This window comes from Pseudomonas sp. TNT3 (assembly GCF_010095445.2).
Lineage (GTDB): Bacteria > Pseudomonadota > Gammaproteobacteria > Pseudomonadales > Pseudomonadaceae > Aquipseudomonas.
Genome location: NZ_WFGV02000009.1, coordinates 128632 through 141727, shown reverse-complemented (window position 1 = coordinate 141727; position 13096 = coordinate 128632). Strand labels below are relative to the sequence as shown.

The window sequence follows — 13096 nt, the reverse complement described above, 5'->3', positions numbered from 1 at the left end:
TCGAGCGGCGTGCCGGCGCGGTGCATCCGCTGGCCTATGCTCGCGGGCTCGCAGACGCTGCTCTCGCTTGCGGTGCAGCCATTCATGAGCACTCGCACGTCAGTGCAATGACGCCGGTGGCAGGCGGCGTCGAGCTGACCGTGAATGGCCATCAGGTTCGTGCAAAGCAGGTGATCCTGGCCACGGATGCATACACCGACCGGCTGTGGCCTGCTGTTGCGCAATCCTATGTCACGGTGTCGAGCGCGCAGATTGCGACCGACCCTCTTCCGGTGGCCTTGCGCGAGCGCATCATGGCGCGCGGAGCGGGCGTGTCCGAGACACGCAAAATCACCTACTACTGCCGTATCGATCCGGACGGACGATTCGTCATCGGCGGCCGCGGGCATTCTGCCGACACGCTTGATCCCGCCACACGCGCGCAACTCATCGCGGCGGCCATCGAGCGCTTTCCAGAACTGGCGGGCGTGGCCTGGGTGCACGGCTGGGCGTGCCGGGTGGGCATGACCATTGATGATTTGCCACGCTTGCACCGACTGGCGGATGGCGTGTGGACGGCCTTCGGTTATTGCGGTCGCGGTGTGGCGATGGGAACGGCGCTGGGACGTGTGCTCGCACAGGCCGTACAGGGTTGCGATGAGGCGCAACTGGAATTTCCCGTGACCCCGGTCTCCCGCCTGCCGTTGTACCCGGCCCGTCAACTGGGTGCTGCACTGGCGATCAGTTGGTACCGATTGCGGGATTCGCTCGGGTATCCCGCCTGAATCAACGCTTTCCTTGGTGAATCTCAGCCTGTCGCGGCGGCTTCGGGCTGGGATTTTTTGGTTCTCATATTCTTTATAGGTCTTAATAAATAGCTTCTTATTCCTTAACGGATATAAATTCGCTCCCTATACTCGCCCAGGAACAGACACGCAGCAGGAGAGCTCCCCCATGCGCAACGAATCAATTCGCTACCTGATTGTGCCGGGCTGGCAAGGATCGCCAGAAGATCATTGGCAAAGCCACTGGCAGAACAGTTTGCCGAATAGCGCCCGCGTGGAGCAGGCCGACTGGCTGACCCCGCGTCGTGAAGATTGGGTGGCCGCGCTGGCTGAAGCGATTGCCGCGGACAGCACGCCGGTCATCCTGATCGCCCATAGCCTGGGTTGCATCACCGTTGCCCATTGGGCCGCCACCGCGCCCGTGCAGTTTCTGCGTCAGGTGCGCGGTGCCTTACTGGTCGCGCCAGCGGACGTCGAGCGTCCAGCCTGCGCACCGGCCTTGCGCAACTTCGCGCCGATTCCTGTGGATCTTTTGCCGTTCCCGAGCCAGGTCGTCAGCTCCGACAACGACAGCGCCGTCAGCGCACCGCGAGCACTGGAGCTGGCGCGAAACTGGGGGGCTGAGGCCGGGATTCTGGCGGGCGCGGGGCACATCAACGTGAAGTCCGGTCACCAGCGTTGGGAGCAGGGTTTTGCTTACCTCTATCGCCTGCAAAACCGCATGGAACATCACGCCCTGCGTCGTGCCTGAATTTTTCTTTTTTCGCTTTCTTTTTGAATAGGCCCCCGCCTCCCGGCGGTTTTGGGCGGGAGTCTGCCATGAGTTTTGAAACCTTCGGTCAGCCGCTGCTGACCTTTCCCGACGCTGAAAAAAGTCCCCTGAGTATCCGCGCCAAAGCGCTGGTGTTTGTCGATCCGCGCTCCCGGCAACTACGCCAGGACCTGGAGAATCTGGCACCGCGCGCTATCAGCGTATTGATCCGTGGCGAAACCGGCAGCGGCAAGGAATTGCTCGCGCGTCATATCCACCGTGCAAGTGATCGTGGTGGTTTGTTCGTGTCGGTCAATTGCGGTGCGATCAGCCCGACGTACGCCGACGCCGAGTTGTTCGGCTATGCCGCGGGCAGCTACAGCGGTGCGGCGAGCAGTCGGGCTGGATGGTTTGGTTCGGCCAATGGCGGCACCTTGTATCTGGACGAGATCGGCGACCTGCCGCTGCCGATTCAGATCAAGTTGCTCGCGGCCCTGGAAAATCATGAAGTCACCCGCGTTGGCGCAACTCAGCCGAGCCCGGTGGACGTGCGTCTGGTCGCAGCCACCAGCATTGATCTGGCGCAGGCCGTGGCGGCCGGAAAATTCAATGAACGTCTTTATCATTACCTCAGCGAAGGCCAACTCGAACTGCCAGCGTTGCGCGAACGGGTGGGCGATATTCTGTCGCTGTCCGAGTATTTTCTCGGCATCTACAGCCAGCGGCTGGACCTGCCCGTGCCGCTGATCAGCGAGGCGGCGCAGCAGGTGCTGGAACAGCACTCCTGGCCAGGCAACACCCGAGAGCTGGAAAACGTCATTCACTTTGCGCTGTTGGTCAGCACTGGCGACGAGATTTTGCCTGAGCATTTGAATTTGCCGTCGGTGCCTGCGCCTCTCGAGCACATTGAGCAGGAGGTGGCTCGGCTTATTAAGAACGGCTCCCCTTCAGAACGATCCGGATTGAGGCACTTGTTCGAGCGCCTTGCGCTGATTGTGTAGCAGCTGCCGAAGGCTGCGTTCGATTGCGCAGCAATCGTAAAACGGCACAACAAGGTATTACTGAAAGACCGCAGCGCTGGATTTGCGGCCGCAGCGCGCCCGACCGCAGCCTTCGGCAGCTGCTACAAAGGCCTGCTCGTCTGTATGAACAAAATGGAATATGAAAGTGAATAAAAGATATTGTTCGGGAATAAAAAATCCCGGTATTGTCCGCGTCACGCCAGCGATAGCACTTCACTGGCACCTCACTTGAAGCCGTCGTCGATGACGACCGTGATTTTCGATAAGGACACTGCATGAAAAAGGTTCTGTTGTTCACCGCATTGGCGGCTGCCCTGACCGCGGGCCTGGCCCAGGCTGGCGAAAAACTGGTAGTGGCGGCGACTCCGGTTCCCCACGCCGAGATTCTTGAACTGATCAAGCCAACCCTCGCCAAAGAAGGCGTGGACCTGGAAATCAAAGTGTTCACCGACTACGTTCAGCCGAACGTTCAGGTTGACCAGAAGCGTCTGGACGCCAACTACTTCCAGACCCTGCCGTACCTGAACAGCTTCAACGAAGGTAAAGGCACCAATCTGGTGACCGTCATCGGCGTGCACGTAGAACCGTTCGGCGGCTACTCCAAGAAAGTCAAAACCCTGGCTGAGCTCAAAGACGGCGCGACCATCGCCATCCCGAACGAAGGCAGCAACAGCGGCCGTGCCCTGATCCTGCTGCAGAAGGCTGGCCTGATCGAGTTGAAAGACCCGAAAAACGCTTTGGCGACTCCGAAAGACATCGCCAAGAACCCGCACAACTTCAAGTTCAAAGAACTTGAGTCGGCCATGCTGCCCCGTGTTCTGGACCAGGTCGACCTGGACATGATCAACACCAACTACGCGCTGGAAGCAGGTCTGAACCCGGCTAAAGACGCGCTGATCATCGAAGGTGCCGATTCGCCTTACGTGAACTTCCTGGTGGCACGTCCGGACAACAAGGACAGCGTTGCCATCCAGAAACTGGCCAAGGCGTTGACCAGTCCTGAAGTGAAGGCTTTCATCGAGAAGAAATACAGCGGTGCGGTACTGCCGGCGTTCTGATTGATGCGGTAAACCCTTCACGGTTTCAAGCGCCGACGGCTGATACAGCGTCGGCGTTTTTTATTTGGGCGTGAGCCTGCTCGCGAAGCCTTGTAGCCGCGGCCGATGCGGGCCTTGGGGCTGCTCCGCAGCCCGACGCTGCCTCGCAGGCTCGGCAGCTGCTACAGGAAGCTACGCGAGCACATTGAGAGTTTTTTGCCCCTGGAGGCTTAGGCCGTCTTGGCTTTCAACGCCTTGCGCAACGCCAGCAGCAGCTTCAATAGATCTTGTGTGTCCATTGGCTGCGACGTTTTTTCATCTGCCATTTTTCGCTTCCTTGTGAAGGTTCGGCCGGGAGTCTGGCCAAAAGATGTCCATCCCTGAAGACTCCTACCGAAAAAGAGATGCTTCCTACAACGCTAGGGGAAATAGTAGACGCTGAGCGTAGGAATGAGTGCGCCTGTACGACGCGCTCCGTGCGCAAGGAGTCGAATGAGAACACCCAGCCTGAGAGCGAGATTTCGAGGGCGGCAAGTGGCAGGGGTTAAGGGCGTGGCCTGGGGTACCTGGCATTTCTGTCAGGTGCCCTGTTCCTCAGGTTCGGTGCAAACTAGACATTCGAGCAGGAGGTTTCGCACATGACATCGTTACCCGCTGATGTGTGTCGGTATCGCTACGACGCACTGGATCTACTCACAGGTTCAGAAACCGCTGGGCAGGCAAGTCTCCAACGTTTTTACCGTCACCAGCATCTAGTGACGGAGCTGCAAGGACAGTCCAGCCATTCCGTGTTCCGCCAGGGTGAGCAACTGCTCGCCATGCAATCGCGCGAAGACGACGGCAGCCTCGAGTGCCAACTGCTGGCCACTGATCAACAACGCTCCGTTTTGCAATTGTTGGATTCGATGGGACCGTCGCCGCAGATCTACACCCCTTATGGTCATCATTCGGCCGACAGTGGTCTGAGCAGCCTTCTCGGCTTTAACGGCGAACGCCGCGACCAGCTGACTGGACATTATCTGCTGGGGAACGGGCATCGGGCGTTCAACCCGGTGCTGATGCGTTTCAACAGCCCTGACCGGTTGAGTCCGTTTGGTCGGGGTGGGTTGAACCCGTATGCGTATTGTCTGGGGGATCCGGTGAATCATAACGATCCGACCGGACAATTTGCCGCAATTGCCAGAATCCTCACCAGTTTAGGCACACTGTTCAACTCGGTTATCACGTTGAGGCCCGGCATCCCTTTTCAGGTAGGACTGGATGCGTTAGCAAATGGAGCCGTGTTTCGATCCCCCCTAAGACATACCGTGGGTGCTTTGTCTTCCGTTTCTGCGGGAGTGACCGGTGTTCTTGGAGCTGTTGCCGGTCTGGCGAGTACGATTGTTGCCGCCATTAGCCCCGCTTCTACCGCGCTTGTACCCATGGCCCACACTTCATTGGGGCTCGGGGCTGCTTCAGCAGTGGGAAGATTGGGGTCCTGGTGGGCTGCGCGTGATGCTGCAGTGCTGCCTGCCCTGAAAAATCTATCTGGCGGGTCGCCTGCTGTAGCAAGTCGAGTGCTATCAGCGGGCTCAAGAAGACCTTCACATATCTCCATTGACATGAATCCCATGCCTTTGCCATCAGCCTCGGGCTTTACTCCCTCAGCTCCTCCTCAAACCCCGACGCCTATTGCTTCGGCTCCACCACTAACGCCAAGTATTGTCCAGCCAACTTCCAGGGGCGCTATCAAACGCAGGCATGATGGTGCGTTCGTGCTGAGGGCTCGGCGTAAAATCATTCGGGAATCATGAGAACAACGTGTAATTGAACGTCAATCCGGCCAATACCAGGCCGGTTCATCCAGCACGCGCTGCCCGACAATCCCGGTCTGGCCCAAATGCTTTTCCAGCACAATGCAATTGCATTCCTCGGCCTCCTGCAATGCTGAAATCAACCGCCGAGCATGGGACACCACCCACACCTGACACTGCTCTGACGCCCGAATAATCAACCGCGCTAACGCCGGTAACAGGTCCGGGTGGAGGCTGGTTTCCGGTTCGTTCAGCACCATCAGCGATGGCGGTCTCGGCGTCAGCAATGCGGCCACCAGCAATAAATAACGCAACGTTCCGTCAGACAATTCGGCCGCCGATAACGGTCGCAACAACCCTTCCTGATAAAACTCGATGGCAAACCGACCCCCTTGCAGCGGTGCGATGTTCAATCTCGCGCCGGGAAACGCATCGCTGACGGCCGCTTGCAAGGCGTCGGCATCACCGATTTCACGAATGGTCTGCAGCGCCGCCGCCAGATCACGACCGTCGTGGTGCAACACCGGTGTGCGCGTGCCCAATTGCGGTTGACGAACCGGCGCGTCGGCATCGCTGCGGAAGTGATCATAAAAGCGCCAGCGGCGAATGAATTCACGCAGCTGCAAGACTTCCGTCGTGGTGCGAAAACTGCCGACCTGATCGAACAGACTGTCGAAATTCGGCGTGTGCTGGGCGAGTACCTCCCAGCCTCGACCGTCGCGGACGCGAATCATCGGCCCGGCGCGATCCACAAGCAGGCTGGCGGGACGGTAGAACGGGCCAGACCAGATGCATTCCTTTTTGATTTCAGGATCGAGGTAGAACTCAGTACGGGTTGGTACCGGCAAGCCCAGGGCAATCGAATAGCTGAAGTCCTCGCCTGCAAACCCCAGGCGCAGGCGTTTTGGGCCGTGTTGCACGTTTGCCTGGACCGGTACTTCGCCGTTGCGCATGCGCCGAGAGATGTTCTCCGGACCGGCCCAAAAGGTCGAATCCAGCCCACCCTCTCGAGCCAATGCATTGACCACACCGCCCTGAGCGGTTTCCGCCAGCAGGCGCAACGCTCGATAGAGGTTGGATTTGCCACTGCCGTTGGGGCCGGTAATGAGGTTCAGGCGCCCCAGCGGGATGACCAGTTTGTTGATCGAGCGATAATTGGCCACTGCGAGAGTTTTAAGCATTGAGAAGCTTCCAGCTGCGTGGTGCACCAGTTTGCCTTATTGTCCGCAACACGGTGATACCTGTAGCACCCGCTGCGCCACGATCCCTGTAGCAGCTGGCGAAGCCTGCGTTCGGCTGCGAAGCAGTCGCAGTCCGGCTTGAACGGTCCGCCTGTTGCACCGCGAGTACTGATTTTACGACTGCTTCGCAGTCGGTCGCAGGCTTCGCCAGCTGCTACAGGACCGCGACATGATTCCGGTAGGGGTTGCCCTGAGATTATGATGTTATCGCTTTATTTGGCGGGCATCAGAGGCGCCTGTTGAACCCTGTTCTAAGCTCACAGTCGTATCGAGAATCGCACGCCTGTTCAACGCAAAGGAGTCTGCATGGCTGGTCCCGGATTGAAACTAGTGGTTGGGTTGAGCCTCCTGGCTTTGCTGACCGCCTGCGGCGAAAAAAAACAGGTTGAAAAGGAACGTCCGCGGGTATTCGTGCAAGAGGTCAAGCTGGCCGATTACGCGGCGACGGTGACCCTCACGGGCGATGTCCAGGCGCGGGTTCAGACCGAACTGTCGTTCCGGGTCGGGGGCAAGATCATTCAGCGCATGGTCGATGTCGGTGATCGAGTGTCGGCCAAGCAAGTACTGGCCAAGCTTGATCCCAAAGACCTGCAAACCAATGTCGACTCGGCGCAGGCCCAGGTCACCGCCGAACAGGCCCGGGTCACACAGACCGCCGCGTCCTTTGTCCGCCAGCAAAAACTCCTGCCCAAGGGTTACACCAGCCAAAGCGAATACGATTCTGCCCAAGCCGCCTTGCGCAGCAGCCAAAGCGCGCTGGCGGCTGCCCAGGCGCAACTGGCCAATGCCCGCGAGCAACTGAGCTACACCTCGCTGATTGCCGACGCGCCGGGTGTGATCACCGCGCGCCAGGCTGAAGTCGGCCAGGTGGTACAGGCCACGGTGCCGATTTTCAGCCTGGCCCGGGATGGCGAGCGCGACGCCGTGTTCAACATCTACGAGTCGCTGCTGGCCCAGGAACCGGAAGATAAAACGGTGGTTGTAAGTTTGCTCGACAACCCCGCCATTAAAACCACCGGCACCGTTCGCGAGATCACCCCGGCCGTTTCTGCGCAAACCGGCACGGTGCAAGTCAAAGTGACGCTCAGCAGTTTGCCGGAGGGCATGCAACTGGGCTCAGTGGTGAGCGCCACCGCGAAGACGCCAGGCAAATCCGCCGTCGTCCTGCCGTGGTCAGCCCTGACCAAAAACATCAGCGAACCCGCCGTGTGGCGGGTGGACGGCGAAGGCAAAGCCGAACTGCACACCGTTACCGTCGGCCGTTACCTCACCGGTAAAGTCGTCATCAGCGGCGGCTTGAACGCCGGCGATAAAGTGATCATCGCCGGCGGCCAGTTACTGCACCCCGGTGTAAAAGTGGAAGTGGCCGAAAACACGTACAAGGATCTGGAAGTGGGGAATCAGCCATGAAGCGCCTATGGCTGGTTTTAGCCGCTGTCATGCTGGCGGCCTGCTCGAAAAAAGAGCCGCCACCGGAGCCGATACGCCCTGTGCTGTCGATCAAGGTCCTGGCCCTGGACGAAGAAAACCTCGGCCGATTCGCCGGCAGTATCCAGGCGCGTTATGAAAGCAATGTCGGGTTCCGCGTGCCGGGGCGCATTGCTCGTCGTGTCGTCGATGTGGGCGCCGAGGTCGAGAAGGGCGCCTTGCTCGCCACCCTTGATCCCACGGATCAGCAGAACCAGTTGCGTTCTGCCCAGGGCGATCTGGCGAAAATCCAGGCGCAATTCATCAACGCCCAGGCCAATGCCCGACGCCAGCAGGAACTGTTCAATCGGGGTGTGGGCGCCCAGGCGCAACTGGACGCTGCCCAGACCGACCTGAAAACCACCCAGGCCTCCCTCGATCAAGCCAAGGCCGCGGTCGGCCAGGCCAAGGATCAACTGGGCTACGTCGAACTGCGCACCGATCACAAGGCTATCGTCACCGCGTGGAATGCCGAAGCCGGGCAAGTCGTCACGGCCGGCCAGCAAGTCGTGACCCTGGCGCAGCCGGACATTAAGGAAGCGGTGATCGACCTGCCGGACACCCTGGTTGATCAGTTGCCGGCGGACGTGGTGTTCCAGGTCGCCGCGCAACTGGACCCGAGCATCACCACCACCGCCATCATTCGAGAAATCGAGCCTCAGGCAGAGAGCGCGACCCGCACTCGCCGGGCACGCCTGACGCTGACGGAGACGCCACCGGGCTTTCACCTCGGCACGGCCATCAGCGTGACCCTCAGTTCGGCGATCAAACCGCGCATTGAATTGCCCGTCACCGCGTTGCAGGAGGTGGACGGCAAGCAGCGCATCTGGGTGATCGACGCACAAACCCAAACCGTTTCCCCGCGAGACGTCCACCTGATAAGCCGCACGGGTGACACCGTGGTGCTGGCGGATGGCGTGAAGTCTGGCGAGCGCGTGGTCAGCGCCGGCGTGAACAGCCTGAAACCAGGGCAAAAAGTGAAAACCGACGAGGAAAGCCCACAATGAAAGGGAGTTTCAATTTATCCGAATGGGCCCTCAAGCATCAGTCGTTTGTCTGGTATTTGATGTTCGTCGCGCTGTTGATGGGCGTGTTCTCGTACATGAACCTGGGTCGCGAGGAAGACCCGTCGTTCACCATCAAGACCATGGTTATCCAGACCCGCTGGCCGGGCGCAACCCAGGAAGAGACCCTCAAGCAGGTCACTGACCGCATCGAGAAAAAACTCGAAGAGCTCGACTCCCTCGACTACGTGAAAAGCTACACCCGACCCGGCGAATCCACCGTGTTCGTCTACTTGCGCGACACCACCAGTGCCGAGGACATCCCGGAAATCTGGTACCAGGTGCGCAAGAAGATCAACGACATTCGCGGTGATTTCCCTCAAGGCTTGCAAGGGCCGGGGTTCAACGACGAGTTCGGTGACGTGTATGGCTCGGTCTACGCCTTCACGGCGGATGGCATGTCGCTGCGCCAGCTACGCGATTACGTCGAACAGGTCCGGGCAGAGATCCGTGATGTGCCGGGGCTGGGCAAGGTCGAGATGATCGGCGAGCAGGATGAAGTGATCTACCTGAACTTCTCCACGCGCAAACTTGCCGCCCTGGGACTGGATCAGCGCCAGGTGGTGCAAAGCCTGCAATCCCAGAATGCGGTGACCCCGGCCGGGGTGATCGAGGCAGGTCCCGAGCGGATTTCGGTGCGCACATCGGGTCAGTTCGAGTCTGAAAAAGACCTGGCCAACGTCAATCTGAAGCTCAACGATCGCTTTTATCGCCTGGCGGACATCGCTGAAATCAGCCGTGGTTATGTCGATCCGTCGACGCCCGAGTTTCGCTTCAACGGCCAGACCGCCATCGGCCTGGCCATCGCGATGAAGAAGGGCGGCAACATCCAGGAGTTCGGCAAAGCCTTGCATCAACGCATGGAAGAGCTGACTGCCGACTTGCCGGTGGGCGTGGGCGTGCACAGTGTGTCCGACCAGGCCGAAGTGGTGGAGAAAGCCGTCGGCGGTTTCACCAGCGCGTTGTTCGAAGCCGTGGTCATCGTCTTGATCGTCAGCTTCATCAGCCTTGGCGTGCGTGCCGGGCTGGTGGTGGCGTGCTCGATCCCGCTGGTGCTGGCGATGGTGTTTGTGTTCATGGAATACAGCGGCATCACCATGCAGCGGATCTCGCTCGGCGCGCTGATCATCGCCCTCGGTCTGCTGGTGGACGACGCGATGATCACGGTGGAGATGATGGTCACGCGCCTGGAGATGGGCGAAACCAAGGAGCAGGCGGCGACGTTCGCCTACACCTCGACCGCCTTCCCGATGCTCACCGGAACGCTGGTGACCGTCGCCGGTTTCGTGCCGATTGGCCTCAACGCGAGCTCGGCGGGTGAATACACCTTCACGCTGTTTGCGGTGATCGCGGTGGCGATGTTGGTGTCATGGGTGGTCGCGGTGTTGTTTGCCCCGGTGATCGGTGTGCACATCCTCAGCGCCAACGTGAAGCCGCACAATGCAGAGCCTGGCCGCGTGGGGCGGGCGTTTAACGGCGGCATGCTGTGGGCGATGCGCAATCGCTGGTGGGCCATCGGCATCACGATTGCGCTGTTCGTGGCGTCGGTGTTTTCCATGCAATTCGTGCAGAACCAGTTCTTCCCGTCGTCGGACCGCCCGGAAATTCTTGTCGACTTGAACCTGCCGCAAAACGCCTCGATTGCCGAAACCCGCAAGGCCGTGAACAAGCTCGAGGAAACGCTCAAGGGCGATCCGGACATCGTGCGCTGGAGCACCTACATTGGCGAAGGTGCGATCCGTTTCTACCTGCCCCTCGACCAGCAATTGCAAAACCCGTACTACGCGCAACTGATCATCGTCAGCAAAGGCCTGGAGTCGCGAGAGGCCCTGAGCCAGCGCTTGCGTGAGCGTCTGCGCAAAGAATTCGTCGGCATCGGCAGCTACGTCCAGGCGCTGGAAATGGGTCCGCCCGTGGGTCGGCCTATTCAGTACCGGGTCAGTGGCAAGGACATCGATCAAGTGCGCAAGCACGCCATTGCATTGGCGACCGAGCTGGATAAGAACGCTCACATCGGCGAGATCATTTACGACTGGAACGAGCCGGGCAAAGTTCTGCGGATCGACATCGCCCAGGACAAGGCACGGCAACTGGGGCTGTCGTCGGAAGACGTGGCCAACCTGATGAACAGCATCGTGGTCGGCGCGCCAGTGACGCAGGTGGATGACGATATCTATCTGATCAACGTCGTCGGCCGTGCGGTGGATGCCGAGCGCGGAACTCCGCAAACTTTGCAGAACCTGCAGATCGTCACGCCGGGCGGGACGTCGATTCCGCTGTTGTCATTCGCCACCGTGCGCTATGAACTCGAACAGCCGCTGGTGTGGCGTCGAGACCGCAAACCGACCATCACCATCAAGGCTGCCGTGCGTGACGAGATTCAGCCGACTGACCTGGTGAAGCAACTCAAGCCGGCCATCGACCAGTTCGCCGCTACTCTGCCAGTGGGCTACAAGGTCGCCACTGGCGGTACGGTTGAGGAAAGCGGTAAGGCCCAGGGGCCGATCGCCAAGGTCGTGCCACTGATGCTGTTCCTGATGGCGACCTTCCTGATGATCCAGCTGCACAGTGTGCAGAAGCTGTTCCTGGTGGCCAGCGTCGCGCCGCTCGGGTTGATTGGCGTGGTGCTGGCGCTGATCCCGACGGGCACGCCGATGGGCTTCGTGGCGATCCTGGGGATTCTGGCGCTGATCGGCATCATCATCCGCAACTCGGTGATTCTGGTGACGCAGATCGAAGCGTTCGAGAAGGACGGTTATTCACCGTGGGAGTCGGTGGTGCAAGCCACGGAACATCGACGCAGGCCGATCTTGCTGACGGCGGCGGCGGCGAGTCTGGGGATGATCCCGATTGCCCGGGAAGTGTTCTGGGGGCCGATGGCCTACGCGATGATTGGCGGGATTATTATCGCGACCTTGCTGACGCTGCTGTTTTTGCCGGCGCTGTACGTGGCCTGGTACAAGATTCGGGAACCGAAGAAAGAAGTGCAGTAAGGCGAGCGCTTCGCGCTCATCGCGGGCAAGCCACGCTCCCACAGTTGACCGCGTCGTCCAGACGGACGCGGTTTTCTGTAGGAGCAAGCTTGCTCGCGATGGCGTCCTGCCTGACTACACCGGCTTACGCCAGACACTTGCCAACCAAGGCTGCTGCTCCCGCGGCAATCCGGCTGGCCGATAGTAATGCTCCAGCTCGACAAACCCCGCCTCGGTCAACAGCGCCTGCCACGCCTGCAAGTCGTGATACGCGCCATAACGCGGCCCGTTCCAGCCTTCCTGGTTTTCGCCACGGGGATTGGAACTGAACAACACGCCCCCCGGCTTCAACGTACCGTGCAACTGCTTCAGCACCCGAGGCAATTCCTGGCGCGGGATATGAAACAGTACGGCGTTGGCAAAAATGCCGTCGAAGCGTTGGTCTGGCAGATCCAGCTTGAGAAAGTCTTGCTGCAAGACTTCACAGCCACTGTCTTCACGCGCCATCTGCGCGAACTTCTCTGAGCCATCAAGCCCGACTGCGGTATGACCCAGGCGTGTGAAGGTTTGCAAATCGCGCCCCGGACCGCAGCCGAAGTCGAGGATATTAAACGGTGCCTTCCCCTGAATATGCCGCAGCAGTGCATCGATGTTCTGGCTGACATCGTGATCACGCGTCCCTTCACGAAAGCCTTCGGCCACCGAGTTGTAATGGCCCAAGGTGGTGGAGGTGATTTTTTCGAGGTCGTCCGGGGTTTGTTTCATGGTGGGCTGCGCGGGTAATTGGGATACGCCGAATATACGCCATCAGGACCAGGGCTGCTGCGCAGCCATCGCGAGCAGGCTCACTCCCACAGTGGATCGCGTCGGACACAGATCCAGCATCCGCTGTAGATCTTTTGTAGGAGTGAGCCTGCTCGCGATGACGGTATTAATAACCACCAAAAACCTGAATCAGTCCTCGGTGTTCTTCATCTAAACGATG

At 59.7% G+C, this 13096-nt stretch carries 10 protein-coding genes; 8 read left to right on the top strand and 2 right to left on the bottom strand.

The window, feature by feature from the left end; genetic code table 11:
• The 5 genes from GBC55_RS08645 to GBC55_RS08625 form a co-directional block, all read left to right on the top strand.
• On the top strand, positions 1 to 764 hold a 764-nt coding region (locus tag GBC55_RS08645), incomplete at its 5' end, for an FAD-binding oxidoreductase (RefSeq protein WP_247266883.1).
• A gap of 169 nt (positions 765 to 933) precedes the next feature.
• Positions 934 to 1515 (top strand): alpha/beta hydrolase, encoded by a 582-nt coding sequence (locus tag GBC55_RS08640; RefSeq protein WP_162437062.1) that lies wholly within the window; start codon positions 934 to 936, stop codon positions 1513 to 1515.
• A gap of 68 nt (positions 1516 to 1583) precedes the next feature.
• Positions 1584 to 2516, top strand: a complete 933-nt coding sequence (locus GBC55_RS08635) for a sigma 54-interacting transcriptional regulator (RefSeq protein ID WP_162437061.1) — start codon at positions 1584 to 1586, stop codon at positions 2514 to 2516.
• 296 nt (positions 2517 to 2812) lie between these two features.
• Entirely contained in the window at positions 2813 to 3595 is a 783-nt protein-coding gene (locus GBC55_RS08630) for a MetQ/NlpA family ABC transporter substrate-binding protein (RefSeq protein ID WP_162437060.1), read from the top strand.
• 617 nt (positions 3596 to 4212) lie between these two features.
• The gene (locus GBC55_RS08625) at positions 4213 to 5367 is read left to right on the top strand and encodes an RHS repeat-associated core domain-containing protein (protein ID WP_162437059.1); all 1155 of its coding nucleotides are present in this window, start codon (positions 4213 to 4215) and stop codon (positions 5365 to 5367) included.
• Positions 5368 to 5387: 20 nt separating this feature from the next.
• Here the strand turns inward: GBC55_RS08625 and GBC55_RS08620 are convergent, their stop codons facing one another.
• Positions 5388 to 6548 carry an AAA family ATPase gene (locus GBC55_RS08620; RefSeq protein WP_162437058.1) on the bottom strand — a complete coding sequence of 387 codons (1161 nt, stop codon included), beginning with the start codon at positions 6546 to 6548 and terminating at the stop codon, positions 5388 to 5390.
• Between the two features lie 366 nt (positions 6549 to 6914).
• Here GBC55_RS08620 and GBC55_RS08615 point away from each other — a divergent pair, with 366 nt between their 5' ends.
• The 3 genes from GBC55_RS08615 to GBC55_RS08605 are packed head-to-tail and all read left to right on the top strand — an operon-like array spanning position 6915 to position 12132.
• Entirely contained in the window at positions 6915 to 8018 is a 1104-nt protein-coding gene (locus GBC55_RS08615; protein WP_162437057.1) for an efflux RND transporter periplasmic adaptor subunit, read from the top strand.
• Positions 8015 to 9082, top strand: coding sequence for an efflux RND transporter periplasmic adaptor subunit (locus tag GBC55_RS08610; RefSeq protein ID WP_162437056.1), 1068 nt, complete (start codon positions 8015 to 8017; stop codon positions 9080 to 9082). The genes GBC55_RS08615 and GBC55_RS08610 overlap by 4 nt, the downstream gene beginning before the upstream one ends.
• Complete coding sequence (locus tag GBC55_RS08605) at positions 9079 to 12132, top strand: efflux RND transporter permease subunit (RefSeq protein WP_162437055.1); 3054 nt, start codon at positions 9079 to 9081, stop codon at positions 12130 to 12132. The genes GBC55_RS08610 and GBC55_RS08605 overlap by 4 nt, the downstream gene beginning before the upstream one ends.
• 114 nt (positions 12133 to 12246) lie before the next feature.
• On the opposite strand, the gene GBC55_RS08600 is transcribed toward GBC55_RS08605, so the two are convergent.
• On the bottom strand, positions 12247 to 12876 hold the full coding sequence (locus GBC55_RS08600; RefSeq protein ID WP_162437054.1) for a class I SAM-dependent methyltransferase: 630 nt from the start codon (positions 12874 to 12876) through the stop codon (positions 12247 to 12249).
• Positions 12877 to 13096 lie beyond the last annotated feature (220 nt).